This is a genomic window from Lysobacter enzymogenes, from assembly GCF_023617245.1.
Lineage (GTDB): Bacteria > Pseudomonadota > Gammaproteobacteria > Xanthomonadales > Xanthomonadaceae > Lysobacter > Lysobacter yananisis.
Window position 1 is genome coordinate 2,669,375 of sequence record NZ_CP067396.1, and the last position, 26,990, is coordinate 2,696,364.

General features: G+C 69.0%; 31 protein-coding genes and 1 pseudogene. 15 read left to right on the plus strand and 17 right to left on the minus strand.

Annotation, left to right across the window (positions count from 1 at the left end):
* Positions 1–369: 369 nt before the first annotated feature.
* Positions 370–735: a hypothetical protein gene (locus tag JHW41_RS11260; RefSeq protein ID WP_250449944.1), complete on the plus strand. Its 366-nt coding sequence runs from the start codon at positions 370–372 to the stop codon at positions 733–735.
* Between the two features lie 170 nt (positions 736–905).
* Here JHW41_RS11260 and JHW41_RS11265 read toward each other — a convergent pair whose 3' ends face one another.
* Positions 906–1,340 carry a hypothetical protein gene (locus JHW41_RS11265; protein ID WP_250449945.1) on the minus strand — a complete coding sequence of 145 codons (435 nt, stop codon included), beginning with the start codon at positions 1,338–1,340 and terminating at the stop codon, positions 906–908.
* 265 nt (positions 1,341–1,605) lie between these two features.
* On the opposite strand from JHW41_RS11265, the gene JHW41_RS11270 reads away from it, so the two are divergent.
* Complete coding sequence (locus JHW41_RS11270; protein WP_057947855.1) at positions 1,606–1,908, plus strand: hypothetical protein; 303 nt, start codon at positions 1,606–1,608, stop codon at positions 1,906–1,908.
* A gap of 52 nt (positions 1,909–1,960) precedes the next feature.
* Here JHW41_RS11270 and JHW41_RS11275 read toward each other — a convergent pair whose 3' ends face one another.
* Positions 1,961–2,512, minus strand: coding sequence for a hypothetical protein (locus tag JHW41_RS11275; protein WP_250449946.1), 552 nt, complete (start codon positions 2,510–2,512; stop codon positions 1,961–1,963).
* 288 nt (positions 2,513–2,800) lie between these two features.
* On the opposite strand from JHW41_RS11275, the gene JHW41_RS11280 reads away from it, so the two are divergent.
* From JHW41_RS11280 to JHW41_RS11290, 3 genes are all read left to right on the plus strand, one after another.
* A complete protein-coding gene (locus JHW41_RS11280; RefSeq protein WP_250449947.1) occupies positions 2,801–3,259 on the plus strand; it encodes a hypothetical protein in 459 nt (152 codons plus the stop codon).
* Positions 3,260–3,398: 139 nt separating this feature from the next.
* The gene (locus JHW41_RS11285; protein ID WP_250449948.1) at positions 3,399–4,139 is read left to right on the plus strand and encodes a CPBP family intramembrane glutamic endopeptidase; all 741 of its coding nucleotides are present in this window, start codon (positions 3,399–3,401) and stop codon (positions 4,137–4,139) included.
* A 157-nt stretch (positions 4,140–4,296) separates the two neighbouring features.
* Complete coding sequence (locus JHW41_RS11290; protein WP_078996321.1) at positions 4,297–4,563, plus strand: hypothetical protein; 267 nt, start codon at positions 4,297–4,299, stop codon at positions 4,561–4,563.
* Between the two features lie 31 nt (positions 4,564–4,594).
* Here JHW41_RS11290 and JHW41_RS11295 read toward each other — a convergent pair whose 3' ends face one another.
* From JHW41_RS11295 to JHW41_RS11360, 15 genes and pseudogenes are all read right to left on the minus strand, one after another.
* Positions 4,595–5,155 (minus strand): AAA family ATPase, encoded by a 561-nt coding sequence (locus JHW41_RS11295; protein WP_250449949.1) that lies wholly within the window; start codon positions 5,153–5,155, stop codon positions 4,595–4,597.
* A gap of 13 nt (positions 5,156–5,168) precedes the next feature.
* Positions 5,169–5,621, minus strand: coding sequence for a DUF2214 family protein (locus JHW41_RS11300; RefSeq protein ID WP_250449950.1), 453 nt, complete (start codon positions 5,619–5,621; stop codon positions 5,169–5,171).
* A gap of 116 nt (positions 5,622–5,737) precedes the next feature.
* Positions 5,738–6,334, minus strand: a complete 597-nt coding sequence (locus JHW41_RS11305) for a cysteine dioxygenase family protein (protein ID WP_057947848.1) — start codon at positions 6,332–6,334, stop codon at positions 5,738–5,740.
* On the minus strand, positions 6,331–7,491 hold the full coding sequence (metX, locus tag JHW41_RS11310; RefSeq protein WP_250449951.1) for a homoserine O-acetyltransferase MetX: 1,161 nt from the start codon (positions 7,489–7,491) through the stop codon (positions 6,331–6,333). Before metX ends, JHW41_RS11305 begins: the two co-directional genes overlap by 4 nt.
* A gap of 104 nt (positions 7,492–7,595) precedes the next feature.
* Positions 7,596–7,712: pseudogene (locus tag JHW41_RS26885) on the minus strand (DUF6053 domain-containing protein); the annotation flags it as partial.
* 105 nt (positions 7,713–7,817) lie between these two features.
* Complete coding sequence (locus JHW41_RS11315; RefSeq protein ID WP_250449952.1) at positions 7,818–8,861, minus strand: tetratricopeptide repeat protein; 1,044 nt, start codon at positions 8,859–8,861, stop codon at positions 7,818–7,820.
* Positions 8,861–9,304, minus strand: a complete 444-nt coding sequence (locus JHW41_RS11320) for a cytochrome c-type biogenesis protein (protein WP_078996361.1) — start codon at positions 9,302–9,304, stop codon at positions 8,861–8,863. Before JHW41_RS11320 ends, JHW41_RS11315 begins: the two co-directional genes overlap by 1 nt.
* A 104-nt stretch (positions 9,305–9,408) precedes the next feature.
* On the minus strand, positions 9,409–10,032 hold the full coding sequence (locus JHW41_RS11325) for a DsbE family thiol:disulfide interchange protein (RefSeq protein WP_250449953.1): 624 nt from the start codon (positions 10,030–10,032) through the stop codon (positions 9,409–9,411).
* Positions 10,029–12,047 (minus strand): heme lyase CcmF/NrfE family subunit, encoded by a 2,019-nt coding sequence (locus tag JHW41_RS11330; protein WP_250449954.1) that lies wholly within the window; start codon positions 12,045–12,047, stop codon positions 10,029–10,031. The genes JHW41_RS11325 and JHW41_RS11330 overlap by 4 nt, the downstream gene beginning before the upstream one ends.
* Before the next feature lie 216 nt (positions 12,048–12,263).
* Positions 12,264–12,731 carry a cytochrome c maturation protein CcmE gene (gene ccmE, locus JHW41_RS11335; protein ID WP_078996315.1) on the minus strand — a complete coding sequence of 156 codons (468 nt, stop codon included), beginning with the start codon at positions 12,729–12,731 and terminating at the stop codon, positions 12,264–12,266.
* The gene (gene ccmD, locus JHW41_RS11340) at positions 12,728–12,904 is read right to left on the minus strand and encodes a heme exporter protein CcmD (RefSeq protein WP_078996314.1); all 177 of its coding nucleotides are present in this window, start codon (positions 12,902–12,904) and stop codon (positions 12,728–12,730) included. Before ccmD ends, ccmE begins: the two co-directional genes overlap by 4 nt.
* Positions 12,901–13,653, minus strand: coding sequence for a heme ABC transporter permease CcmC (gene ccmC / locus JHW41_RS11345; protein WP_250449955.1), 753 nt, complete (start codon positions 13,651–13,653; stop codon positions 12,901–12,903). Before ccmC ends, ccmD begins: the two co-directional genes overlap by 4 nt.
* Positions 13,654–13,765: 112 nt before the next feature.
* Positions 13,766–14,470 carry a heme exporter protein CcmB gene (gene ccmB / locus JHW41_RS11350; protein ID WP_250449956.1) on the minus strand — a complete coding sequence of 235 codons (705 nt, stop codon included), beginning with the start codon at positions 14,468–14,470 and terminating at the stop codon, positions 13,766–13,768.
* A 148-nt stretch (positions 14,471–14,618) separates the two neighbouring features.
* On the minus strand, positions 14,619–15,263 hold the full coding sequence (gene ccmA, locus JHW41_RS11355) for a heme ABC exporter ATP-binding protein CcmA (RefSeq protein ID WP_250449957.1): 645 nt from the start codon (positions 15,261–15,263) through the stop codon (positions 14,619–14,621).
* Positions 15,264–15,766: 503 nt separating this feature from the next.
* Positions 15,767–16,240, minus strand: coding sequence for a DUF3293 domain-containing protein (locus tag JHW41_RS11360; protein WP_057947842.1), 474 nt, complete (start codon positions 16,238–16,240; stop codon positions 15,767–15,769).
* 224 nt (positions 16,241–16,464) lie between these two features.
* On the opposite strand from JHW41_RS11360, the gene JHW41_RS11365 reads away from it, so the two are divergent.
* The 10 genes from JHW41_RS11365 to JHW41_RS11410 all read left to right on the plus strand — a co-directional run bounded on the left by JHW41_RS11365 (position 16,465) and on the right by JHW41_RS11410 (position 26,947).
* Positions 16,465–17,613, plus strand: a complete 1,149-nt coding sequence (locus tag JHW41_RS11365; protein WP_250449958.1) for a pyridoxal phosphate-dependent aminotransferase — start codon at positions 16,465–16,467, stop codon at positions 17,611–17,613.
* A 358-nt stretch (positions 17,614–17,971) separates the two neighbouring features.
* Complete coding sequence (locus tag JHW41_RS11370; protein WP_231736084.1) at positions 17,972–18,412, plus strand: hypothetical protein; 441 nt, start codon at positions 17,972–17,974, stop codon at positions 18,410–18,412.
* A gap of 78 nt (positions 18,413–18,490) precedes the next feature.
* A complete protein-coding gene (locus JHW41_RS11375) occupies positions 18,491–19,519 on the plus strand; it encodes a virB8 family protein (protein ID WP_082644500.1) in 1,029 nt (342 codons plus the stop codon).
* Positions 19,516–20,283, plus strand: a complete 768-nt coding sequence (locus JHW41_RS11380) for a TrbG/VirB9 family P-type conjugative transfer protein (RefSeq protein ID WP_057947840.1) — start codon at positions 19,516–19,518, stop codon at positions 20,281–20,283. The genes JHW41_RS11375 and JHW41_RS11380 overlap by 4 nt, the downstream gene beginning before the upstream one ends.
* A complete protein-coding gene (locus JHW41_RS11385) occupies positions 20,280–21,509 on the plus strand; it encodes a TrbI/VirB10 family protein (protein ID WP_250449959.1) in 1,230 nt (409 codons plus the stop codon). Before JHW41_RS11380 ends, JHW41_RS11385 begins: the two co-directional genes overlap by 4 nt.
* A gap of 36 nt (positions 21,510–21,545) precedes the next feature.
* Positions 21,546–22,586, plus strand: a complete 1,041-nt coding sequence (gene virB11, locus JHW41_RS11390; RefSeq protein WP_057947838.1) for a P-type DNA transfer ATPase VirB11 — start codon at positions 21,546–21,548, stop codon at positions 22,584–22,586.
* A 156-nt stretch (positions 22,587–22,742) separates the two neighbouring features.
* Entirely contained in the window at positions 22,743–23,522 is a 780-nt protein-coding gene (locus JHW41_RS11395) for a lytic transglycosylase domain-containing protein (protein ID WP_250450966.1), read from the plus strand.
* A gap of 181 nt (positions 23,523–23,703) precedes the next feature.
* Entirely contained in the window at positions 23,704–24,072 is a 369-nt protein-coding gene (locus tag JHW41_RS11400) for a TrbC/VirB2 family protein (protein ID WP_057947836.1), read from the plus strand.
* Positions 24,065–24,373: a type IV secretion system protein VirB3 gene (locus tag JHW41_RS11405; RefSeq protein WP_057947835.1), complete on the plus strand. Its 309-nt coding sequence runs from the start codon at positions 24,065–24,067 to the stop codon at positions 24,371–24,373. The genes JHW41_RS11400 and JHW41_RS11405 overlap by 8 nt, the downstream gene beginning before the upstream one ends.
* Positions 24,374–24,493: 120 nt before the next feature.
* A complete protein-coding gene (locus JHW41_RS11410) occupies positions 24,494–26,947 on the plus strand; it encodes a VirB4 family type IV secretion/conjugal transfer ATPase (protein ID WP_057947834.1) in 2,454 nt (817 codons plus the stop codon).
* The last annotated feature ends 43 nt before the right edge of the window (positions 26,948–26,990 follow it).

Consider the following 26,990-nt stretch of genomic DNA (forward strand, 5'->3'; position numbering starts at 1 on the left):
CGGCGCTTGGGCGGTCCGTTCGCCGCATCGCTAGTCGACGCCGAACGCGCGTCCTGCGAGCGGCGCGTTCCCGGTCTTGCCGGCCTTGAGGTCGGCGCGTAGCGTCAGCGCGCTGTCGCTTGGTTTCGTGGCCTCCCGGGTACTGACGCGATGGGCGCCTCCAAGCGGTCGTGGTTGGCCGAACGCCACGTCTTGCCGAAAGCCCGCGGGGCATGCAACTGTTCGCGCGCGGGTATCGCTTGAACGGCATCGTTGCTGCACCGCGGCGTTCGACGGTGGTTGAAGACTGGCAGGCCGGGCCGAAGTCGGTCCGGCCATGACAGGCGCAGCGCTGCCATCGGACAGCGCACGGGGCGAGGAGCGAATCGGGTGTCGGACTCTTTCTCGGTTTTGGGCGTCGTCGCGATCGCCTTGCTGCCGGTGGCCGTGACGGCGTTCTTCGGGTATCGGTACGGCTATCGCCAGCAAGTGAGTGCGTTCGGCTGCTTTTGGCGGGCCGTGGTGCTGGCCACGCTGTTGAGCTGGTCGCTGCTGGGCGGCTCCTCGCACGACGCCGCCTGGGGATTGTTTCTACCGAATGTCGTCGTCATCGCGCTCGCGGGCTTCGCGGGCGCCGACTACGCCGTGCCGCCGCTGTGGGTCGCGCCGCTGGCGCATTTGATCGTGTTCGCGCTTGCGGTGAAGTACGGCTACCAAAGCAAAGAGCGCGAGTATTCGAAGTTTCCATCGCAGTGAGTGTCGGCCCGGCAGCGATGTCCGTCGTGGATCGATAGCGTTCTTTCTTGCGCCGCGCACGCAAGCGCTGGATCGGCCCGGCAGTGCGCGCTTCGGCGCAGGTCGCAAGGCGGGGCCGACGGAATTCATCCGGCCGCTGCGGTGGCGCGGCTCGGCTACGGCACGAGCGATCAGTCGCCGGCGTTGCCGGGCTCGAACGCCCGCTCCGGCAGCGGCTTGCCGCACCACGGGCAATACCGCGCGAAGCTCCATTGCCCGTCGATGCGCCAGCACGGGTCCTCGTTGCGGAACAGGGCGAAGGAAAACGTCGGCCGCGCGCGCGGTTCGTTGACGGCTTCGAACATCGCCGCGCAGCAATAGCGGGCGGTGCGCGCGCGCCAGGCGGCGCGGACCGGGTCGCGGGCGTCGTGCCAGGGCCGGCAGTGCGGGCAGTCGGCGATGTGGCGGGCGGCGAGTTCGGCGGCCGCTTCGGCGGGGCCGAGCTGGGTTTCGTCGAGTTCGAGCAGACCGTCCAGGGTCGCGGCGATGAGGTCCGCATCGCCGCCGCCGCGCACGAATTCGTCGATGCAGCGTTGGGCGCTCAGGCAGGCGGGCGGCAGGGGCATGGGGGCGGCACGGTCGATGGAGGGAGGCCGGCACCAAGCCGGCGCCGGCATCATTCTGCCGTGCCTGGCGGCGCGCGAGCGGTCGTCCGGCCCGGACGCACGGCCCGCGGTGGAGGCCGGTCGCCGCGACACAACGGCGCGCCCGATCCGCGACGCACTGCCGGCTCGCGCCTGGCCGCTTGTCCGCCCGCTTGACGTAGTTGCGCCGGCGCCCAGTTCCGCGGCCGCGGCTGGGTTAGGCTGTCGCCGCCAACCGACCTGCCACATGGGGAACGACGTGACCGAACACGCCGCGCTGCAGGAGCTCAAAGAGGGGATGCAGTACATGCAGCAGCAGCTGCAGTTCATGGCCGAGGACCTGGCCCGGATGAAGGGCGAGTGCTCGGCCTACCGCGAGTTCTCGATGCAGTTGATCGCGCGCGCGCCGTCCGCGGATTCGTCCAACGCGCTGGGCCTGGTGCGCGATCCGCGCCAGTTGGCCAACGCGCCGGATCTGCTGTTCCGCGAAGGCATGAGCCAGGCGATCGCGCACCTGGCGCATGCGGTGGGGCAGCAGACGCCGATCTGAGGCGTGGCTGCGCCGGACGCGGTCGATTCGGGCCCTGACGGTCTCGCCTCGGTCAGATCCAGATCTCGTCGGTCGGGCACAGGAACACCGCCCGGCGCAGGTCGTCGCGCCAGCCGAACTTGCGCGGTTTCTTGTTGCCTTCCCAGATCGGCCGCGTGGCCGGGTCTTCGTCGATGCGGATCGCGAAACCGTCGTCGAGCGACAGGTCCATGGATTTGCGGCGCACTTCCAGCGCGGCGATCGTGCGGCCGAGCACCCGGCCGGAAAGTTCGTCGCCCAGGTCCGAGCGCCACGGCGGCGGGGCGCCGTCGCGGGCGTAACGAGGGTCCTCGACCCGGCGCCCCTCGGCGATCATCCATTGCGCCGCGCCCCACAGCGCGAACACCAGCCATTGCGCGTCCAGGCGCAGGCCGAACATGCCGGCGCCGCCCATGCCGTAGGTGCCCAGGTTCGAGCAGACTTCGTCGATCCGGCGGCCGACGACCTCGGCCGGCAGCACCGGCGCGGGCTTGAACCGGACCAGTTCGGCGGAAGGGCCGAAATAGCCGCGTTGGTCTTCGGGGATCGGCCGTCCGGCCGGGATTTCGAATTTTTTCAGGATCATGCGGGGCGGGTGCGGGATGCCGTACGCGGGCGTCGGCGGGGCGGAAAGGAGGGCGCCGGCCAAGGCGAGGCTGGCGGTCCGACGGCGTAGGCAGGCGCCGCGAACGCGTCGGCGGCGCGGCTGCGCGCGGTCGTGTCGACGCAGCATACTCCGGCCATCGCCATCGCCATCGCCATCGCCCGCAGTGGACGCGATCCCGTAGCCGGCCTGCCCGCGCCCGCGAGTCGGCGTCGCCGCATCGCCGGCACGCGGTACGCTGTCCCGATCCGCCCCGACACGCAGACCCCGATGAAATACGCCCTCGCTTTCGCGGCCGCCTTGTTCGTCGCCCCGGCCTGCGCCACGTCCATCGCACCCAAGCCGCTGGAGGAACTGGTGCGCGAGTCCGATCACGTCGTCGTCGCCACCGTCGTCGGCGTCGACATGGTCGACGGCCGCGGCCGCGCGCTGAACGATCCTGCGGCGCGCACCGGCCCCGGATCGGCCAACCGCATGAGTTTCGAGCTGAAGGTCGAATCGGTGCTGTTCACCCGCGCCGGCTCGCTGCCGCCGCGCATCCGCGTACCCTTGTGGTCGATGTGGCACTACCAACTGGGAACGATGCGGGACGAGGTCGTCGGCTCGCGCGGCATCTTCCTGCTCAAGGGCGCGCCACCGAAAGGCGACCGTTATGAGCCGGCGTACCCGGGCGGTTTCCAGCGCCCGCTGGAGGAGCGCGAACAGATCGAGCGATTGTTGCCGCGCTGAGCCCGCGCGGCGTGCGCCGTCGCGTCGCGGGCCGCCATTGGGCACCCTGACTTTCTTCGGTTGACCGTCGCCGCGATGAATTCCGATCATCCGGCGATCGCGCCGCTGCCGGCGCATCATAGCTCCGGAGCGCGATCGGATGGATGCGGCGATCTTCTCTCTCAGCTTCGCCGTCGCCGCGTTCGTGGTGTCCGCGTTGTGCAAGCCCTTCGACCGCCGGCTGACGCTCGCGGCCGGAGCGCTGTTCGCGCTCTATCTCGGGCTCGACGATCTGGTCACCGGCCTGGCGTCGAGCGTGCCGGCGCTGGCCGTGGTCGGCGGCGCCTGGAACTGGTCGGGCAAGCTCTACAGCCTGGCGTTGGCCGCGCTGGTCGCGCTGGCGCTGGGCATCAAGCCGGCCGCGCTCGGATTGACGCTGCGCCAGCGGCATCTGGGCACCAGCCTGGCGGTGCTGGGGTTGTTCGTGGTGTGGGGGCTGGGCCTGGGACTGTGGTTCAAGCCGGGCGTGGCGGACGCGGAAACGCTCGCGTTCCAGGTCAGCATGCCCGGTCTGGCCGAGGAACTGGCCTATCGCGGCATCGCGCCGGCCCTGTTGCTGGGCTGGATCGGCGGGCGCGAACCGGGGCAGGAGGAGCGCATGCCCTGGGCGGCGATCGTCGCCACCGCGGTGCTGTTCGGGCTCTGGCACGGGCTGGGCTATGCGCGCGGCGCGTATTCGTTCGACCCGATGTCGGCGCTGTTCCCCTTCATCGGCAGTCTGGCCGGCGGCTGGCTGCGCTTTCGCAGCGGCAGCCTGTTGTTCCCGCTGCTGATCCACTCGGTGGCGAACCTGGCTTTCCACCTCAGCGCCTATCTCGACGCGTACCTCGGCGGCGGTTGACGCGGCGCCAGGTTGAACCGCAGCTGCACGGCCTGCGGCGCGCGCGCGATCGCTTCCACAATGTCGATTCCTGCGCAGGCGCCCCGGCGATTAATGGGTACGATCCGCTCGCAAGGCGCTGTCCCATCCCCCAAGCGCCCAACCACGAGGAGCCGTCATGCGCCAGATCTTCGCGTTCTTGCTGTTCGCCGCGCTGTCGACCGCGGCGCTCGCCCAGGCGGTCGCCTTCGGCAACAAGCTGGTCAGCGTCGGCGACCCGGTCGGGCGGGTGTTCGAAGTCGCTGGCCAGCCCAGCCGCACGGTGCCGGTCGAGAACAAGTTCGGCGCGCGCGAAGGCGAGCGCCTGGAGTACTTCCTCGGCAACAAGACCGTGCTGATCACGGTGCGCGACGGCAAGGTGACCCAGGTCCAGGAAGTGTTCTGACCCGGGCGGCGCGACCGCGCGTCGCGCGCGCTCACGCCGGCAGGCGATGCGCGCCGGCGGCGAGGATGCGCAGGATCGATTGCAGGATGTCGTCCGCGCCCGCCTCGCCGGTCGCCAGTGCGTGCGGCTGCCAGCGGCCCAGTTCGGACAACTGCCGATGCAGCGCGGCGATCGTCTGCGCGTCGCTCAGGCCATGGCCGCGCGCGCCGCAACGCTCGATCGCGGCCTGCAGCGGCGGTTGCAGCACCAGGTAGTGCACCGGTGCGGCGAGGCGGCGGAACGGGGCCAGGAACCACGGCCCGATCACGCCGTCGACCACCACGAACAGGCCGCCGCCGGCGTAGCCTTGCGCGGCCGCGGCGAGCGCGTCGATCACCGCCGCGTTCTGCGCATGCGCCTCGGGCCGGTAGGGCGCGATCGCGCCGTGTCCGAGCGCGTGCCAGAAATCGTCGCCGTGCAGATGGGCCTTGGCCGAGCCCGGCATCGCCGCCAGCGCGCGCGCCAGCGTGGTCTTGCCGGCGCCGGGCGGGCCGGACAGCAGCAGGACGTGTCCGCCGAATTCGAGCGGCTGCGCGCCGGCCGCGGGCGACATCGCGGCGCGCCGCTCAGAAGCCGCCGTAGCGCGCCATCGCCGCGGCGCAGACCAGGATCGCGGCCACGGCCAGCAGTTCCAGCCGGATCAGCAGGCGCAGCGCGCCGACCTGGCGCGGATCCGGCAGGAAGCCCGGATCGGCCTTGAGCGCGCGCCGCCAGCGCAGGAAGCGCACGGTCGGCAGGATCGACAGCAGCGCGACCAGCACGAACAGGCCGAGCTTGGCGTGGAACCACGGGTTGTGCAGGTAGAACGCGTGGCCCTTGACCCCGTAGACCACGCGCAGCGCGCCGACGACCAGCAACAGCACCGCGCTCATGCCGTAGCCGGCGTCGAGGCCGGCGAGGCGACGCACGGCGGCGGTGTCGATGGGGCCGCGCAACAGCACCGATTCGGCCACCAGCATCGCGATCAACGCGAAGACCAGGAGATGGTGGGCGGCGGCCAGGAGCAGGTCGGTGAGCATGAGGCGAGAAGGAAGCGTGGAGGAGTGAGGAGTGAGCGCAAGCGGCAGGGGGAACGCTTGAGGCGAAGCGAGGCGGCTTTCGCTCGCTCCTCACTCCTCCACGCTCACTCCTGCGTTCAGGCCGCTTCGTCGGTTTCCAGCGCCTTGTCCACGCGCCGGAACCATTCGCCCTCGCGCGGGACGAACATCGAGCAGCATTCCATCGGCGCCTTGTAGATGTGCAGCGACACCGCCACCGCGTCTTCGCTGGCGTTGCGGATGGTGTGGTACTCGTGCGGCGGGATCAGGCTGCCGGCGCTGCCGGGGCCGGCGTGCATGCCGCCGGCGGCGCGGAAGCGGAAGTTCTCGCCGTTGCGCTCGAGCAGTTCGTACTGGGTGATCTCCAACTCGCCGTCCCACACGCCTTCCACGCACCACAGGCCGCTGTGGTCGTGCATCGGCGTGCCCTGGCCGGGGCCCCAGGTCATCGCCACCACGCTGTAGCCCAGTTCGGGGCTGCGGTAGAGCTCGCGCCGGGCGTAGTGGTCTTCGATCGGGTCGAACACGCAGTCGGGCAGGTTCACGTCGCGGTCGCGGATCATCTTGCACAGCGTGTTGCGCAAGGCCGCGGTGACCGCGTGCTCGTCGCCGGCGGCGACCGCGGCGTCGATGGCGGCGACCAGCTTGTCGTGGCCGGGGAAGTCGAAATCGGGCAGGGCGTCGGTGGCGTTCATGCCGCCGATTCTACGCCCGTGGGCAGGTCGGCGAGAAATCCGGCCACGGCCGGGCCGAAGCGGCCGATGTCGACCAGGAACGCGTCGTGGCCCTGCGGCGATTCCAGCGGCAGGAACCGCGCGTCGGCGCCGCCGGCGCGCAGGCCGTCGGCGATCTCGCGCTGCTGCTGCAGCGGGAACAGGATGTCGGTGTGCACGCCGATGGCCAGGGCCTTTTCGATCCGGATCGAGGCCAGGCCGCGCAGCACCTGTTCATCATTGTCGAGGCCGTCGCCCTCATCGCAGTAATCGCCGATGTCGAACCAGTCCATCGAGCGGCTGAGATACAGATAGCAGTTCGGGTCGAAGCGGCGCACGAAGCGGCGCGCGTGGCCTTCCAGGTAGCTTTCGACCTCGAACTCCAGGCCGAAGGGTTCCTCGTCGAGGCGATCGGAATCCAGCCGCACGCGGCCGAAGCGGCCGTCCCATTCCAGCGCCGAGCGGTAGGTGATCACGCCGAGCTTGCGCGCCATGCGCATGCCCGATTCGGGGTAGTCGGTTTCGTCGTAGCGGCCCTGGTTCCACTTCGGGTCGAGCCGGATCGCCTCGCGCTGCAAAGAGCGGATCGCGATCGAGAACGGCAGCGCGCGCGCCGCGCCGGAGATGTTGATGTGGGCGCGGGCCAGGCCGGGATGGCGGATCAGCAGCGCCAGCGCGGTCATGCCGCCCATCGAGTTGCCGATCACGCAGGCCAGCCGCTCGATGCCGAGCGCGCGCACCACGTGCGCGGCGGCGTCGGCGCCGTCTTCGACCGACAGTTCGGGGAACTCCAGGCGGTAGGGCTCGCCGCGGGCGGCGTCGAGCGAGGCCGGGCCGGTCGAGCCCTTGCAGCTGCCCAGCGAGTTCACGCAGATCACGAACCAGCGGTCGCTGTCGATCGGCTTGCCGGGGCCGAGCATCGCCTCCCACCAGCCCGGCTCGGGATTGCCGAGGTTGGCGGCGGCGTGCGCGTCGGGCGACAGGCCGGTGACGATGAGGATGGCGTTGTCGCGTTGCCGGTTGAGCTCGCCCCAGGTCTCGTAGGCGATGCGCGCGCCGGTCAGGGCGCCGCCGCGCTTCATCGGGAACGGCGAGGGCAGGTCGATGTGGCGGGTGCCGGGCGGGATGAATTCGGTCATGCCTTGCTCGTGTGGCCGGCACGGGCCGGCGTTCGTGCGAACGGGGTGGACGCGTCTGGGCGTGTTCGGACCGCGCGTCGCGGGCGCGGCGGTCGCGGTGCAGCCTAAACCATCGCCACGGCGCGCGGGTGCGACGGCAACGGCGATTGCGTTATCGCGATATGGCACGCGGCGCGCGAAGACGCCGTAGGAGGGACTTCAGTCCCGACGCTCTTGTTGCAGACAGTGGCGATCCGAGCGGAAAGCGTCGGGACTGAAGTCCCTCCCGCAAGAGCAGGCGTCGGGACCGAGCATCGACGCCGTCCGGCAACGACGGCTTCAGCGAATCACTCGACCACGCGGTCGATCGTCACCACCACCGTGTCCGCGCCGCCGGTGGCCACGGTTTGCGGCGCCGAGGCGAGGTCGCCCTGTTGCGGGATCGCGTTGCCGGAGGCCGAGACCCGCGCCAGCACCTGCACCTTGGGCAACTGCGAGAGTTTCATGGTCGGCATCGGGCTGTCGCCGTCGTCCAGGGTGACCTCCAGGGGGAAGCTCCCGGCCGGGTGTTTTTCCACCGCCACCGGCATCGGCGGGCCGCCGTCCTGGCGCGCGAGCACGAACACGCTGGCGCCGGCCGGCAGCCGGGCCTTGAGCGCGGGCGCGAGTTCGACCCGCACCTTCAGCCCGGGGCCGGCCGCGGCGGCATCGGCGGTGGCGGGCGCCGGCGGCGACAGCGGCTCCAGCCCGGCGTCCTTGCGCGCGCCGTTGATCTGTTCGAGCAGGCCCGCCGCGGTGCCGGGCTGGACCACGGCCAGCAGCGGTTCCCAGGTCTTGGCCGCATCGGCCGGGCGCTCGCCCTGGCGCTGGGCGATGCCGAGGAACCAGCGCGCGCGCTGGTGCATCGGCTGTTGCTGCAGCGCGTGTTCGAGCATGCGCATCGCTTCCTGGTCGAAGCGGCGCTCGCGCGTGGCCAGCGCGCGCGCTTCGGCGGCTTCGGCGAGCAGGTCGGGATTGTCCGGCGCCAGCTTCAGCGCGCGCGCGTAGGCGTCGCGCGCTTTCACCGCCAGGCCTTGCGCGGTGTAGGCGCTGGCCAGCAGGCGCCAGCCTTCGATCTGGTTGGGGTCGCGTTGCAGTTCGGATTCCAGCTGGGTGACCGCCTCGGCCAGGGTCTGCGGCGCGCGCCGCTGCTCGGGCTTGAGCGCGCGCGGCGTGCCCAGGCCCAGGTACAGCGCCGCCGTCGCCAGCGCCAGCGAGGCGGCCAGGCCGATGCCCAGCCGCGGACGCGCGCGCCACAGCGGGTGCAGGGCGTAGCCCAGCACGATCAGCACCAGCGCCGCGCCCGCCACGGCGAACGCGAGGGTGGAACCCGAGCCCATCGTCACCGCCATCACCACTCCTGTTCGTCTTCGCCGCCGCGCGAGGTGCGCCCGAGGTCGGTGGCCGTGCCGTCGTCCGCGCCGGTACCGCTGGCGCGCGTACGGATCACCCTCGCCACCAGGTAGCCGCCGGCCAACAGCACCAGCGCCGGGCCGAACCACAGCAGCCAGGTGGTGGATTCAACACGAGGACGGTAGAGCACGAACTCGCCATAGCGCGCGACCAGGAACTCCTTGATCTGCGCATCGCTCTTGCCCTGGCGCATCAGGTCCAGCACTTCGCGGCGCAGGTCGTGGGCGATCTGGGCGTTGGAGTCGGCCAGCGACTGGTTCTGGCACATCACGCAGCGCAGTTCCGCGACCAGGTCGTGGAAACGGCGCTCCTCGGCGGGATCGCTGTAGCGCAGCGGCGCGGGGTCGTTGGCCGGTTGCGCCGACAGCGGCGCCGACAGCATCGCGCAGGCGCTCGCCGACAGCAGCGCGGCGCAGGCCGCGTGGCGCAGCGTCGCGGCGATGCGGCGGGCGCCGCCGGGCGCGGCGGCGCGCGGGCCGGCGGCGCTCATCGCGCGGTCCCGGCTGCGGGCGAAGCGCCCGCGGCGGGGGCGCCGGCCTTGGTGGCGATGCTGTCGAGCTCGGGAATCAACTGCTCGCGGATGACCGCGTCGGTGAGCGGGCCGACGAACTTCCAGCGCACGATGCCCTGGGCGTCGACCAGGAAGGTTTCCGGCGCGCCGTAGATGCCCCAGTCTATCGCCGCCTTGCCTTCGTAGTCGACGGCGACGACGAAGTACGGATTGCCGTACTGCTCCAGCCAGCGCAGCGCGTCGGCGTGCTCGTCCTTCCAGTTGAAGCCGACCACGCGCACGCGCTTGGTCTCGGCGAAGCGGGTCAGCACCGGATGCTCGTCGCGGCAGGCCGGGCACCAGCTGCCCCAGACGTTGAGCAGGTACGGCGCGCCGCGCAGGTCTTCGGTCGAGATCAGGCGCCCGGCCTCGTGCAGCACCGGCAGCGAGAACCGCGGCGCGGGCTTGCCGATCAGCGGCGAGGGCAGCTTCTCGCGGTCGGGATTGCGGCTGAGCCAGACGCCGGCGGCGAGCAGGATCGCGAGCGCGGCGAACACCGCCAGCGGCAGCCAGCGGGTGGCGCCGGAGGTGGACCCGGGGCGGGAGTCGGGGGTGTTCATGCCTGTTGCTCTCCTGCGGTGTTGCGTACGGCGTGCAGCGGCTCGCCGGCGTTGCGCGGCTGCGGCGCGGCGCCGGCGCGCGCGTCGGCCTTGACCCGGAAACGCCGGTCGGCCGCGGCGACGAAGCCGCCGAGCATCATCAGCAGCGCGCCGGCCCAGACCCAGCGCACGAACGGCTTGATGTGCACGCGCACCGCCCAGGCGCCGTCGCCGAGCGGCTCGCCGAGGGCGACGTAGAGGTCGCGAGTGACGCCGCGCGCGATCGCCGCCTCGGTCATGACCTGGCCGCCGCTGGCGTAGGCGCGCTTTTCCGGATGCAGCACGGTCAGCTGCCTGTCGCCGTCGAACACGGTGACGGTGCCGTAGTCGGCTTCGTAGTTCGGGCCGACGCTGTGCTTGACGCTGTCGAAGCGGAACGAATAGCGGCCCAGGTCCAGGCTCTTGCCGGGCGCCAGCGCGACTTCGCGCTGCACGCTCAGGCCCTCGACCAGCAGCGCGCCGACCAGGAACACGGCGACGCCGGAGTGGGCCAGGGTCATGCCGAGCATTTCGGCGGTGAAGCGCTTCGCGCCGGGGCGCGCGCCGTCGCCGCGCAGGCGCGTCCACACGAAGCGCGCGGTGCCCGCGGCGACCCACAGCGCGCCGCCGACGCCGGCGGCGACCTTGAGCGGGCCCTGCGGCGCCAGGAAGAACGCGGCGATCGCCGCGCCGGCGGCCACGCCGGCCCACGGCACCAGCATCGCCAGCGGCCGCGAGACCTGCTCGCGCTGCCAGCGGAACAGCGGGCCGAACGGCAGCAGCAGCACCAGCGGCGTCATCAGCAGCACGAACATCAGCGCGAAGTACGGCGGGCCGACCGAGATCTTGCCGAGGTTCAGCGAATCGGCGAGCAGCGGGTACAGCGTGCCCAGCAGCACCATCGCGCACGCGGTGGTCAGCAGCAGATTGTTGGCCAGCAGCAGGGTTTCGCGCGAGGACGGCTCGAACGGCTTGCCCGGATCGTCCTGCGCCGACGGCGCGCGCAGCGCGTACAGCAGCAGCGAGCCGCCGACCACGATGCCGAGGAAGATCAGCACGAACAGGCCGCGCGAGGGATCGGCGGCGAAGGCGTGCACGCTGGTCAGCACGCCGGAGCGGACCAGGAAGGTGCCCAGCAGCGACAGCGAGAACGCGGCGATGGCGAGCAGCAACGTCCAGCCGCGGAAGCTGCCGCGTTTTTCGGTGACCGCCTGCGAGTGCAGCAGCGCCGCGCCGGCCAGCCACGGCATGAAGCTGGCGTTCTCGACCGGGTCCCAGAACCACCAGCCGCCCCAGCCCAGTTCGTAATACGCCCACCACGAGCCCAGGCCGATGCCGAGGGTCAGGAAGGCCCAGGCGATGTTGGTCCACGGCCGGGTCCAGCGCAGCCAGCGCGCGTCGATCTTGCCGTCGAGCAGCGCGGCGATGGCGAAGGCGAACGGCACGCTGAAGCCGACGTAGCCGATGTACAGCATCGGCGGATGGATGATCAGGCCCGGGTCCTGCAGCAGCGGGTTGAGGTCGCGGCCCTGTTCCACCGCCGGCAGCAGGCGCGCGAACGGGTTGCTGGTGAAGATCAGGAACGCCAGGAAGCCGACGCTGACGATGCCCATCACCGCCAGCACGCGCGCGATCACCGCCGCCGGCAGCGCCTGCGAGAAGCGCGCCACCGCGCCGGTCCACAGCGCCAGCACCAGCGCCCACAGCAGCAGCGAGCCTTCGTGCGCGCCCCACACCGCCGAGTAGCGATAGGCCATCGGCAGCAGGGTGTTGCTGTTCTCGGCGACGTAGCGCAGCGAGAAGTCCTGGGTGACGAAGGCCTCGGTGAGGATGGCGAAGGCGAACGCGACCAGCACCAGTTGCGAGTACGCGGCCGGCCGCGCCAGCGCCATCCACGCATCGATGCCGCGCTGCGCGCCGATCAGCGGCAGGCTCGCCTGCAGCGCCGAGATCAGCAGGGCGAGGATGAGGGCGATCTGGCCGAGTTCAGGCAGCATGGGGCGGCGCCTTGGTGAGGTGCGGGGAGCGGGCGGCGAAGATCGGTCGCGGGCTTCGCGCGGGCTCGATGCGTGGACGGTGCGGATGCGGGGCTGGCGCCGGTGCGCCGCGCGCGCGGCCTGCAAGAGGGCTCGCCAGCGCGAGGCGGGCGCGGTTCGCGCCCGGGCGACGGCGCATGCGGCAGGTGCGGGAATGCAGCGCTGCGTCCGCCGCGATCAACGCGCCGCCTCCGCGCCGCCGGGCGCCGCCACGTCGTGCTTCTTGTGCGCCTGGCCCATTTTGTCGGCCACTTCCTTGGGCATGTAGCTCTCGTCGTGCTTGGCCAGGATTTCTTCGGCGACGAAGGTGTCGCCCTGCATCCGGCCGGTGGCGACCACCGCCTGCTTCTCGCGGAACAGGTCGGGCAGGATGCCGGTGTACTTGACCGGCATCTGCGCGTCGCCGTCGGTGACCCGGAAGCTGGCGTCGAGCGAGCCGGTCGTGCGCTGGAACGAGCCGGCGGCGACCATGCCGCCGAGGCGGAAGCGGGCGTGCCCGCCGGCCTCGCCGCGCAGCACTTCGCTGGGCGTGTAGAGGTAGGCGATGTTGCGCTGCAGGGCGGTGGCGACCAGGGCGGTGGCCGCGCCGGCGGCGGCGACCAGGCCCAGCACCCACAACAGACGGCGGCGGCGGGTCGGATTCATCGGCTCAACTCGGTGGAGGCGTCGCGCGACGCGGGACGGGCGGCCGCGCGCGCGGCGCGCTGGCGGGCGATGCGCAGCTCGCGGCGGATCTGCAGCGCGCTGGAGACGTAGTCCCAGCCCAGCACGACCGCGAACACGGCGTAGGCGCCGACGATGTAGGGAAGGTGGGTCATGCGCGTTTGCCCATCGCCAGCTCGGTCACCCAGGCCTTGCCCGATTCGCGGCGCAGGTTGTCGGCGCGCGCGCGCGCCAGCAGGGCGCCGACGAACCACAGCTTGGTGCCGATCAGCATCCAGATCAGCGGCGGCACCATGCTCGGGTCCATGTGCGACGGGCCGAACATGTTGATGGTCGAGCCCTGGTGCAGCGAGTTCCACCACACCACCGAGTAGCGGATCACCGGCAGCAGGGCCACGCCGACGATGGCCAGCAGGCCGGCGGCGCGCGCCGCGGCGCGGCGGTCGTCGATGGCGTGGTACAGGCCGATCACGCCCAGGTACAGGAACAGCAGGATCAGTTCGGTGGTCAGGCGCGGGTCCCATTCCCACCAGGTGCCCCACATCGGCTTGCCCCAGATCGAGCCGGTGGCCAGGGTGATCAGGGTGAAGCCGGCGCCGATCGGCGCGCAGGCCATGGCCAGGATCTCGCACAGCTTGATCCGCCAGACCAGGGCGATGGCCGCATAGACCGCCATCAGCGCGAACACCGCCAGGCTCATCCAGGCGCTGGGCACGTGGATGTAGAAGATGCGGAAGCCGTCGAGCTGCTCGCGATGCGGCGGCGCCACGAACAGCGCGCTATAGATGCCCCAGGCCATGACCAGCAGGCCCAATCCGTAGCCCCAGCGCGCCCAGCGCGCGGCGAAGCGGTCGAAGGTGGGCGGCGAGCCGAGTTTGTGGAACCACAGGACGAGCGGATTCATGCAGCGGTTCGTTCGCGGTCTGGCGTCTGGGTCGCGGGGGCGGCCTGGACGGTTGGGCGCGCTGGGCGGCGCGCGGGCTAAGGACGAGAGTTCCGACTATGCCGCCGCGCCGTCAGTTCAACGCGATGCGGATTGCCGCAGCGGCCGCCAACGGCGCCAGCAGCAGGGCCACCGCCAGCATCGCGGCCAGCAGCAGCAAGCCGCCGACCGGGTCCAGTCCCTGGGACGCCCGCGCCACGCTGCCGGCACCGAACACCAGCACCGGCACGTACAGCGGCAAGGCCAGCAAGGCCACGAGGATACCAGAGCGCCGCATGCCGACCGTCAGCGCGGCGACCACCGCGCCGAGCAGGCTCAGCACCGGCGTGCCGAGCGCCAGCGAGGCCAGCAGCACCGGCAATTGGTCGCGCGGCAGGTACAGCAATTCGCCCAGCACCGGCGCGGCGAGCAGCAGCGGCAGCGAGGTGGTGGCCCAGTGCACCAGCGTGCGCACCGCGACCAACCAGCCCAGCGGCACCGGCGCCAGCATCCATTGTTCCAGCGAGCCGTCCTCGGCATCGCCGCGGAACAGGCTGTCCAGCGCCAGCAGCCCGGCCAGCAGGCAGGCCAGCCACAGCACCCCGGCGGCGACCTTGGCCAGCGCCGCGCGTTCGCCGCCCAGCGCCAGCGCGAACAGCATCACGGTCAGCAGGGCGAACAGCGCCGGCTGCAGCGCGTCGCCGCGGCGGCGCCAGAGCAGGCGCAGGTCGCGCGCGATCAGGGCGCGGGCCGAGCCGATCAGGCCGGGCGCGAGGACGGCGTCGGTGGCCGGACTCATGCGCGGGCCTCCGCCGCGCGCGGGCGAGCGCGGGTGGGTAGGCGGGCCGCGGCGGCGCGTATCGCGGCGCGCGAGCGGCCGTTTGCGGCCGCCGCGGGCGAGCCGGCAATCGCACGGGTGTTCGCCATCGCGGATCGGGACCGGGCCGTCATGCGGCTTTCTCCAGGATCAGCAGGCGGGTCCGCACCGGCGGCGCGGCGTAGGCGCCGTGGGTGGTGACCAGGGCCGCGCCGCCTTCGCGCAGGTGCGCCTGGACCATGCGGTTGACCAGTTCGATGCCTTCCAGGTCGAGGTTGGCGTAGGGCTCGTCGAGCAGCCACAGCGGCGCCGGCGACATCCACAGCCGCGCCAGCGACAGGCGTTTCTTCTGCCCGGCCGAGAGCTGGCGGGCGAGCGCGTCCTCGTACCCGGCCAGGCCGACGGTCGCCAGCGCGCCGGCGGCGTCCTGGCTCGGCCGGCGGCCGTGCAGGCCGCACAGGAAATCGAGGTTCTCCAGCGCGCTCAGATCGGCCTTGAGGCCGGGCAGGTGGCCCAGGTAGGCGATCGCGCGGGCGCGCCGGGCCGGGTCGGCCGGCTGCCCTTGCAGCGCCACCTCGCCGTGGTCGGCACGCAGCAGACCGGCCAACACTCTTAATAAGGTGGTCTTGCCGGCGCCGTTGTCGCCCTGCACCAGCAAGGCCTCGCCGGCCTCGACCGCGAACTCCAGCGGCCCGAACACGGGTTCGTCGTTGCGGGCGAAGCGCAGGCCGCGGGCGTACAGCAACGGTGGGGCGGCGGAGGGCAGGGCGGTCACCGGGCGGTCGGGCGGAAGGAAGGGATACCGTGCGGCCGGGCGGCCGCGGATCGGGGAGTTTATGCGAGTCGTCCTGTTCAGTGAGTGCCGGGGGCGGGCGGGTCGGGGGCCGGCGATCGATACGGTTCGTGGACGGCGGTTCGTTGCGGCGTCGCGTCGAGGGCCGGGTCCTCGGCTCAAGGACCAGGGGCCAAGCCCGAGCCCTGCGATCCGTCATTCCGGCGAAAGCCGGAACCCATTTTGATCTCGTGGCCGTACCCGCGTCGCCGCGCTGGTTGCCAGAGGCGAAGTCAGCATGGGGTTCCGGCTTTCGCCGGAATGACGGGATTGGAGAGGGCGGCCAGGTACCAGCGGCCAAGCAGGAGCGAAAGGACTGGCCGAAGAGGCGGGGCCGAACAGGCAGGACCTACAGAGAAAGGACCTGCGAGATCAGGAACCGGGAAGAGCGCAGAGGCGAGGGCACAGCACTGCCGGAACCCGACCCAACGCCCCGCCCGCAACGATCACCCTTCCACCCAATCCGTATGCTCGCTCGCCGCCGCGTCCTGCGGCCGCGCGATCAGCATCCGCAGCCGCACCGGTTCGCCGCGGCGCCAGGCCAACACGCCGGCCTGGCCGAACTCGCGGGCCAGGGCGTCGGCGGCGCTGTCGTCGAGGTCGGCCAGCAGCCAACCCGGCTCGCGCCATTGGCCGGCGCTGTCCTGGGCCCAGGCGGCATGGCGCTGCACCCCGGCGGCCTGGATCCGCGCGACCAGACGCTCGTCCGCGGCCTGGTTGGCGCTGTCCGAATGCGGCTGCGACGCCGGGTTCCAGGCGCTCACGAACAGGTAGCGCGCGGCCGGCCAGTACGCCTCCAGGTCGTTCGCCGGGCGGCCCACGCGCAAGGGCAGGGCGTCGCCGTCCAGCGCCACCGCATACTCGGCGGCGGCGTAGGCGAGCGCCAGTTCGGCGGCGTTGACGACCTGCAATTCGCGCATGCCGGCAGTGTCGCGGGACGCCGCGCGGCGCGCAAATCCAACCGACGGGCGGACGCCGGCGCGGCTCGCGCCGCCGCGCGCCTGCGGCCTCGGCGACAGACCTGTCCAGTCGCGCGCGGCGATAGCCATATGCCGCCGCGTCATCGCCTTCGCCTCACCCAGTCTCACCGACGGCAACGCGGTTTCCGTACACTCGACGCTTTCCACGCCACCACGTCGCGCCCATGACGCTCGCCACCAAGCTGCCGAAAGTCGGCACCACCATCTTCACCGTGATGTCGCAGCTCGCGCTCGAGCACCAGGCGGTCAATCTCGGCCAGGGCTTTCCCGACTTCGACGTGCCGCAGCGCCTGGTCGACGCGCTGGCCCGGGCCATGGCCGAGGGCAAGAACCAGTACGCGCCGATGACCGGCGTGCCGGCGCTGCGCCAGGCCATCGCCGACAAGACCGAAGCCTGCTACGGCTACCGCCCCGACGCCGACGCAGAGATCACCGTGGTGTCCGGCGCCAGCGAGGCGATCTTCGACGCGGTCCAGGCGGTGGTGCGCCCGGGCGAGGAAGTGGTGGTGCTGGACCCGTGCTACGACAGCTACGAGCCGGCGATCGACCTGGCCGGCGGCCGCGCCGTGCACGTACCGCTGGACCCGGCGACCTTCGCGGTCGACTGGGACCGGGTGCGCGCGGCGATCGGCCCCAACACCCGCCTGCTGATGGTCAACTCGCCGCACAACCCCTCCGGCGCCATGTTCGACGCCGACGACATCGCCCGGCTCAGCGAAATCGTCGAGTCCACCGGGGTGTGGCTGCTGTCGGACGAGGTCTACGAGCACATCGTGTTCGACGGCCGCCGCCACGAATCGGTGCTGCGCTATCCGCAGCTGCGCGAGCGCGCCTTCGTGGTGTCGAGCTTCGGCAAGACCTACCACTGCACCGGCTGGAAGATCGGCTACTGCATCGCGCCGCCGGCGCTGTCGGCCGAATTGCGCAAAGTCCACCAGTACAACAGCTTCTGCAGCTTCGCCCCGGCCCAGTGGGCGTTCGCCGAGATGATCCGCGACGAGCCCGAGCACTACCGGCAGCTCGGCGCGTTCTATCAGGACAAGCGCGATGGTTTCCGCGAGCAACTGTCGACCACCCGGCTCAAGCCGCTGCCCGTGCCGGGCGGCTACTTCCAGTTGGTGGACTACTCGGCGGTCAGCGACCTCGACGATGCCGCCTTCTGCCGCTGGCTGACGATGGAAAAGGGCGTCGCGGCGATCCCGTTGTCGCCGTTCTACGAGTCGCCGCCGGCCGGGCAGCGTCTGGCCCGGCTGTGCTTCGCCAAGAACCAGGCCACTCTGGATGCGGCAATCAAGCGCCTTGTCTCACTTTAATTGCATTCTTGAGATGGATATCTCACCCGGTCTTGTCGTAAGCTTCAGCTTCGGTCTACTCTTTGAGCACGAGCGCCGTTAGGGGTGTTCGGAAGAGTGCCGTTCGTTTCTATGGGGAGTTCATGGACAGAACGATCTACATGAGCTGCGCGTCCGGCGCGGTCATGCAGTCGCTGCCTTGCGATCAGGGGGCAGGACTTGCGCGCCCTTGTTTGCGGGGTGTGTCCTATGTCTCAGTTTGGTCGGCTTTGGCCTGGCCGCCGCAATTCCGTTAACCGCAACGAGGGTGCCACGCGCGCATGGCCGAATGGCCAGCGGCGCGGCTCCGACCGGACGACTGCGCGTACAAGATCAACCTATGGCAGGGGATAGCGTGAGAAATTCAATTGCAACCAGCCCGCGTCTGTGGACTGCGATCGCCTTGACGGTCGCCCTGGCGGGCTGCGCCACTCGTCCGGCGCCCGACTTCGGCGGCCGCTGGAAGCCGGTCAACCGCTATGCGGAAGTCCCGGACGAGATTCCGCTGCACAAGTCCTACGTGTACTACCCGTCGCCGATGGACGGTACGCTCAAGAACATGCTCACCCGCTGGTCCAAGGACGCGAATCTGAAGCTGGATTACCAGCACTATTCGGATTTCACCCTGTTCCAGGGTGTGTCCCAGATCAACACCACCAGCCTGCCGGACGCGATTTCGCAGCTCAACAGCGCCTACTCGGGCCATGGTGTGTCGATCAGCCGCGAAGGCGAGCAGATCGTGGTGCGCTCGTCGGGCGCTCCGGCTCCGGCCTCGCCGTAACCGCGCACCGTGGCCACGGCGGGAGACGGAGCGTCGCTCCGGCTCCCGCATAGCGCAAACCCAGGGGATGCAGCACAGATGTTCGGAAAGAACAAGAACGTTACTCCGCAAATGGAGAACGCGGTCGCCAAGGCGGTCAACTACGAGGTCACCGTCGCCGACCTCGCGCGCCGCAGCGAGAAACGCGCGTGGATGGTCGCCTTCGCGTCCATCGTCATGGCGCTGATCCTCGCCGGCGGTTACTTCTACTTCCTGCCGCTGAAAGAGAAGGTGCCCTACCTGGTGATGGCCGACGCCTACACCGGCCAGGCCACCATCGCGCGCCTGCGCGACGACTTCAGCAAGAACAGCATCACGGCCAACGAAGCCATCAACAAGAGCAACCTCTCGCACTTCGTGATGGCGCGCGAGTCGTACGACTATTCGCAGATCGGCGACCGCGACTGGGCGACCGTGCACGCGATGGGCGCGGAAGGGGTCAACAAGGCCTACGAGTCGATCTACTCGCAGACCAATCCGCAGAACCCGATCACCTTGTTCGGCAAGACCAAGACGATCCGCGTGCGCATCCTCAGCATCCAGCTGCACAGCGAGCCCAACGCCAAGGTCAAGAACGCGACCGTGCGCTTCCAGCGCTCGCTGTTCAACAAGGAAAACGGCGGCCAGCAGCTGATGGACAGCAAGATCGCGGCCATCGAATACACCTACAAGTCCAACCTGAAGATGGACGACGCCAGCCGCGTCCTCAATCCGCTGGGCTTCCAGGTCAGCGGCTACCGCGTCGACAACGACTACGCGCCGGCGCCGCCGCCGCCGCCGGATTACCCGGTTGGCGCGACCAGCAACGCGGGCGCCGCGCCCGCCGCCGCCGCTCCGGCGCCCGCGCCGATGGTGATCGATCCGGCCACCGGCCAGCCCGTCCCGGCGCCGGCCCCGGCCGCCTATCCGCCCGGCACCGTGCCGCCGCAGCCGGGAACGGCGCCGCAGCAGCAACAGCCTGGCGTCGCGCCGCAGCCCGGCGTCCCGAATCCCGCCTATCCGGCCGGCGCGCCGGCGGCACCTGCACCTGCACCGACCGGTACTGCGAATGGAGTCAGCACCCGATGAACTGCTTGCGTAAACAAAGCCTGATCGCCCTGTTGCTGCTGGCGATCTCCGGTCTGGCCCTGCCTGCCTCGGCGCAGGTGGTGCAGGAATACGAATACGAAGCCAATCGCATCTACCAGGTGCGCACCGGCCTGGGCATCACCACCCAGATCGAGTTGAGCCCGAGCGAGAACATCCTCGACTACAGCACCGGCTTCAGCAGCGGCTGGGACCTCAGCCGCCGCGACAACATCTTCTATCTGAAGCCGAAGAACGTCGACGTCGACACCAACATGATGATCCGGACGACGACGCACTCGTACATCCTGGAACTGAAGGTGGTCGCGACCGACTGGCGCGTGCTCGAGCAGGCCAAGCAGGCCGGCGTGCAGTACAAGATCAAGTTCGTGTATCCCAACGGCACCGAGTTCTCCGCCGCCAAGGAAAGCACCGAGCAGACGGCGACCGAGCTCAACACCACGCTGGACAAGAACCGGCTGTACAACTTCGACTACCAGTTCTCCAGCCGCAAGAAGCAGTCCTGGCTGGTGCCGACCAACGTCTACGACGACGGTCAGTTCACCTACATCAAGATCAACGCGCTGAAGGATCTGCCGACCGGCAACTTCCCCGCCGTGTTCGGGCGCGAGCGCGAAGGCAGCGAGGACTTCGTGGTCAACACCACGGTCGAGGGCAACACCATCATCGTGCACGGCACGTACCCCTATTTGATCATCCGTCACGGCAACAACGTCGTCGGTCTGCGCAGGAAGAAGCAGAAATGAGCCAGAACATGCCTCCCAATCAGCCAGGCCAGCCCGATAACGGCAATCCGCAGGATGGCGGCAGCTACGGTTACGCCGGCGCCAATCCCTATTACGGCCAGCAGCAGGGCGGCGAAGCCGCCGCGCCGAACCTCGACGCCAACGCGCCGCTGCTCAAGAGCACCGACGTGCAGCGGCTGAACCGCAAGGCGCTGCTGTTCCTCGGCGGCATCGTGCTGCTGTTGCTGGTGGTCGCGTTCTTCCTGCTCAAGAGCGCCACCGGCAGCGACGACAAGCCGAAGAAGGTCGACGAGGAAGTCATCAGCGTGCCGGACGCGCCGGTCACCACCCAGCAGCCGCCGGCGCCGTTGCCGCCGCTGCCGCAGGAGCCGGTGCCGGTCGAGCCGATCCCGGTCGCCCCGCAGCAGCCGCAGCAACAGCAGCGCGCCGAAGGCGAGGCCGACATGCGCGATCGCGGCCCGAGCCTGGTCGAGCGCCGCATGGCGGGCGACGGCGGGTCCAACAACGGCAACACGTCGTCCGACGGCATGACCGCCGCCGACCAGCAGTACCTGCAGGCGCTGACCCAGCAGCAGAACGGCGGCCAGGCTCCGGCCCGCGCCGAGCGCGAAATGCCGACCTCGGCCCAGCCGCTGTACAACCCCGACACCCTGCTGCTGCGCGGCACCTACATCCGCTGCGTGATGGAGACCCGCATCATCACCGACGTGCCGGGCTTCACCTCCTGCGTGGTGACCGAGCCGATCTATTCGGTCAACGGCCGCCGCCTGCTGCTGCCGAAGGGCTCGAAGGTCTCCGGCCGCTACCAGAACAACAACGGCGACATCAAGCGCGTGGCGGTGGTCTGGGATCGCATCACCACCCCGACCGGCCTGGACGTCAACATGGCCAGCCCGGGCGTGGACAACCTCGGCGGCGCCGGCATCCCCGGCCAGTACGACGCGCACTGGGGCAGCCGCATCGCCTCGGCGCTGCTGATCAGCCTGATCAGCGACGCGTTCAAGTACGCCGGCGCGAAGAACGGTCCGGAGAGCACCACCGCGACCCCGGGCGGCACCGTGATCACCCAGCCGTACGAGAGCAACACCGCCAAGGCCATGGAGCGTCTCGCCAACCAGGCGCTGGACAAGAGCGTGAACCGTCCGGCGACGATCACCATCAACCAGGGCTCGGTCGTGAACATCTACGTCGCCAAGGACGTGGACTTCTCCTCGGTCCTGCGTTGATCCGCAGCGCGACGCACAGCAGAACGAACACAGGCAATGGATTCGGATAATTCACCGATCGCGCAGGTTTCCAACGACTTCCTGGACTACCAGTACCAGGTGCTCGGCATCCTGGAGTACATGAGTTCGCCGGATGTCACGGAAATCTGCATCAACCGCCCGGGCGAGCTGTACCTGGAAACCCGCGCCGGTTGGCAACGCCTGGAGGTGCCGAGCCTGACCTTCGATCGGGCCCGGCAGTTCTGCACCGCGGTGGTCAACGAGAGCAACACCGGCCAGCGCATCACCGATGCCGACCCGGTGGTCTCGTTGACCTTCCCGACCGGTCAGCGCGCCCAGTTCGTGATTCCGCCGGCCTGCGACGCGGGCAAGGTGTCGATCACGATCCGCCTGCCGTCCAAGCACAACAAGACGCTGCAGCAGTACCAGGACGACGGCTTCTTCCAGCAGATCCTGGAAAGCACCGCGTCGGTCAGCGACCAGGACCGCGAGCTGCTGGAGATCCGCGGCCAGCGCAACTACGCCGAGTTCTTCAAGAAAGCGGTGCAGTACAAGAAGAACATCGTCGTCGCCGGCGCCACCGGCAGCGGCAAGACGACCTTCATGAAGTCGCTGGTCGGCCACATCCCGGACTACGAGCGCCTGGTCACCATCGAGGACGCGCGCGAGCTTTTCATCACCCAGCCGAATGTCGTGCACTTGCTCTACTCGAAAGGTGGACAAAGTACGAGCAACGTGACGGCGAAGAGTTGCATGGAAGCCTGCCTGCGCATGAAGCCCGACCGCATCATCCTGGCCGAGTTGCGCGGCGACGAATCGTTCTACTTCATTCGAAACTGCGCATCCGGTCATCCAGGTTCCATCACCAGCTGCCATGCTGGCAGCACGGCGCAGACCTGGGACCAGCTGGCACTGATGGTGAAGGCGTCGAACGAGGGGTCGGGGTTGGAGTTCGCGGTGATCAAGCGCCTGTTGATGCTGACGATCGATATCGTCGTCCACATCAAGGCCCATGCGGGGCAGCGCCACATCACCGGCATCGACTTCAATCCGGAGCGCCAGCTCGCCGCGAACTGACGGCGATGGGGCAGGGCGACGTTGACAAAGCTGGCTGAAATGTGAATGATAGCGTTGGCGATTTGGGTTCGCAGCCCTGTCGCTATCCATCTCAATAATGGACGGGGAGTGACGCCAGGGTTGGCGGACGGGGGGAGCTAGGGAATGTTGCCCGGGATAGAACTTACAAATTGCACGGGCTTGGCGGTTCCGCACGAGGTGATGCACCACGTCGTGCGCGTGGAATCGTCTTTCAACCCTTACGCCATCGGCGTGGTCGGCGGGCGCCTGGTGCGCCAGCCCAAGACCCTGTCCGAGGCGGTCGCGACCGTGCGCATGCTCGAGCGTCGCGGCTACAACTTTTCCCTCGGCGTCGCCCAGGTCAATCGCTACAACCTCGGCAAGTACGGCCTGGATTCCTACGAAAAAGCCTTCGACGTCTGCCCGAACCTGCAGGCCGGTTCGCGCATCCTGGCCGAGTGCTACACGCGCTCGCAGGACTGGGGCAAGTCGTTCAGCTGCTACTACTCGGGCAACTTCGTCACCGGTTTCCGCCACGGCTACGTACAGAAGATCTATGCCTCGATGCGCAAGGGCCAGGCCGCCACGGCCGACGGCGGCGCCATCGCGGTGATCGACAACCCCGCGCCGGGCGCCGCCCGCGTCGCGGCCGCGCCGGCCGCGAGCGCCTACGCGCCGGCCCGCCGCAGCGGCACTTCGCGTCTGGATTCGGCCGGTCCCGCGCAGGTGCGCGAGCCCGATACCGCCGCGACCCAGGCCGCCGCGTCCGCCGCGGCGATGGGCGTGGCCCGCGTCGCCGCCCAGCCCATGCCGGCGGCCGCCATGCCGCAGTTGCAGCAGCCGGTGACCGTGTCGATGGCGCGCCCGGCCGCCGCCGCGCCGGCCCGGCCGCCCGCCCAGCCGCCTTCGCAAGGCGACCAGGCCTTCGTTTTCTAGTGGTAAGCCTTCAGCACGCCTGCCTCATTTTCGATCCGCTTGCAGTCGATTCCGCCGTTCAGTCCGTAATCCGCATCGAACCGAACCCGCACTGCCAGTACCGTTTTTCCTCCACCGACCGCGTCACCTACGTTCCAAGCTCGATCTCGATTTCGCCCACAACGAACAGAAGGGATATCTCATGAACTCCAACATCTACGTCAAGAACTTCCTGTCCGCGTTCCTGATGGCCACCGCGTTCGTCGCTCTGCTGATGCTGCCGGAAGTCAGCTTCGCCCAGACCGACGCCAAGGCGCGCGTGTCCAACTTCATGAACAACCTCAACTCGCTGCTGAACATCGCTTCGGTCGCGATCGTGACCATCGCGGTGATCTTCGCCGGCTACGGCATCGCCTTCGCCCACAAGCGTCTGTCGGACGTGGCCCCGGTCCTGATCGGCGGCTTCCTGATCGGCGCCGCCGCCCAGCTGGCCAAGATGGTCATTCCGGAAGACGTCGGTTCCGACACCACCACCTCGATGGTGATGGCCGTCCTGCAGAACTATGCATAAGAACGTGCTGTTCAGGGGTTGTACGCGTCCGGCCATGTTCCTGGGCGTGCCGTACATCCCCTTTACGTTCGGAGCGGGCGCCTGCCTGCTCCTGACGTTCTACGTCGACATGTTCTGCATCCTGCTGCTGCCGATCGTCATTTTCATCATGCGCCAGATGGCGCGCCGCGATGAAATGATCTTCCGCCTGCTGGGGCTGCGCCTGCAGTTCCGCATGCGGATGAGGAACCTGCAGCAACATCAGGGCATGTGGGTATTCACGCCCAATTACTATCGCAGTCCGGGCGACAAGAAACCCTGAAAATGACCGTACCGCAGCCGCCGTGCGCATCGCGCATGGCGGCTGCACCGGTTCGGGAACCCTAGCCCCGGATCGGTTGCGTCGTCCCCGTTACCTCATCACGGAAAGCGCCAACACTTCATGTTCACGCCCGATACTCCCATCAGCGAATTCATTCCGCTGTCCACGCACGTGGCGCCCACCGTGATCAAGACCACGGGAGGCGACTTCATGTTGGTCTGGCGCCTGGGCGGCTTGCCGTTCGTGGGACGCGAGGAGTGGGAGCTCGAGCACCGCCACAACACCTTCAACCGGCTGCTGCAGACCCTGCGCGCGCCGGACTTCACCAACGTGGCGTTCTGGGTGCACGACGTGCGCCGCCGCCGCCGCATCAGCACCGAGAACAAGTTCGACCAGCTGTTCAACCAGAACATGTCCGACGGCTACTACGCCTCGCTGTCGGCGCAAAAGCTGATGCAGAACGAGCTGTACCTGACCATGCTGTACCGGCCGATCGTCGGCAGCAAACGCTTCGTCGAGAAGTCGACCAGCGTGCAGATGCTGCAGGAACAGCAGGATCAGTCGGTGGCCAAGATGCTGGAGCTGGCCGGCAACGTCGAGGCGGTGATCAAGGACTACGCGCCGTACCGCCTGGGCATGTACGAGGCCAAGAACGGCGTCGTGTTCTCCGAGGCGCTGGAATTCTTCGGCTACCTGCTCAACCGCCTGGACGAGCCGGTGCCGGTGCTCAACGCGCCGGTCTACAACTACCTGCCGGTGAGCCGCCTGACCCTGTCGGCCAAGACCGGCGACTTCGTCATCACCACGCCGACCGGCGTCAACAACTTCGGCGCGATCCTCAACGTCAAGGAGTATGCCGAGGGCACGTACCCCGGCATCCTCAACGGCTTGAAGTACCTCGACTTCGAGTACGTCATCACCCATTCCTTCAGCCCGATGGGGCGCCAGGACGCGCTCAAGGTGCTCGACCGCACCAAGGGCATGATGGTGTCCTCCGGCGACAAGGCGGTCAGCCAGATCGTCGAGCTCGACTACGCGATGGACCAGCTCGCCTCGGGCAACTTCGTGCTCGGCGAGTATCACTTCACCTTCGCCATCTACGCCGAAAGCCAGGAAAAGCTGGCGGCCCAGGTCGCCGCCGCGCGCGCCGAGCTGTCCAACGCCGGCTTCGTCTCGGCCAAGGAGGACATGGCGATCGCCGCGTCCTTCTATTCGCAGTTCCCGGCCAACTGGAAGTTCCGCACGCGCATAGCCAACGTCAGCTCGCTGAACTTCCTCGGCCTGTCGCCGCTGCACAACTTCGCTACCGGCAAGCAGCACAACAACCCGTGGGGCGACAGCGTGACCACGCTGCAGACCACCAACGGCCAGCCGTACTACTTCAACTTCCACGCCACCCATCCGGCCGAGAATTCGCTGGGCGAGAAGGCGATCGCCAACACGATGGTGATCGGCAAGTCCGGTACCGGCAAGACCGCGCTGATCAACTTCCTGCTCAGCCAGGTGCAGAAGCTCAAGCCGACGCCGACGATCTTCTTCTTCGACAAGGACCGCGGCGCCGAGATCTTCGTGCGCGCCTGCGGCGGCAACTACCTGGCGCTGGACAACGGCCAGCCGACCGGCTTCAACCCGTTCCAGTGCGAGAACAACGAGACCAACGTCCAGTTCCTCGCCGACCTGATCAAGGTGCTGGCCAACAAGTCGCAGTATTCGGCGCGCGAGGACGAGGACATCTTCCGCGCGGTCGAGAACATCCTCGACACGCCGATGCACCTGCGCAGCATGACCAACTTCCAGAAGAGCCTGCCCAACATGGGCGACGACGGCCTGTATGCGCGCCTGCGCAAGTGGACCGCCGGCAACTCGCTGGGGTGGGTGTTCGACAACCCGGTGGACACGATCAACCTGGAGAAGGCGAACATCATCGGCTTCGACTACACCGATGTCATCGATAACGTCGAGGTCCGGGTCCCGGTCATCAACTATTTGCTGCACCGTCTGGAGCAATTGATCGACGGGCGCCCGCTAATCTACGTCATGGACGAGTTCTGGAAGATCCTCGACGGCGGCGGCGCCCTCAAGGATTTCGCCAAGAACAAGCAGAAGACCATCCGTAAGCAGAACGGCCTGGGCATTTTCGCCACGCAGAGCCCGGAAGATGCGCTGGCCAGCGACATCTCCGCCTCGCTGATCGAACAGACCGCGACGCTGATCCTGCTGCCGAACCCGAACGCCAGCCGCGAGGACTACATGGAAGGCCTCAAGCTGACCGACGCGGAGTACGAAGTGGTGAAGAACCTGGACGAGCGTTCGCGCTGCTTCCTGGTCAAGCAGGGCCATGCGGCGACCGTGTGCCAGCTCAACCTGCGCGGCATGGACGACGCCCTGGCGGTCATCTCGGCGTCGACCGACAACATCGAAATCATGCACCGCGTCCTGCAGAACGCCGCCGACAAGGCCGGCGTCAGCCCGGACGACCTAACCCCCGAGCAGTGGCTGGCCGACTTCTACGCCAACCGCAAGGGCTCGGGCAAGGGCAAGGCGGTGGCCGAGGAGCGGAAGGCCAGGGCCTGAGCGCCCCGGCGGTTCCGTTCTACAATAGTACGAGCGTTCTTGT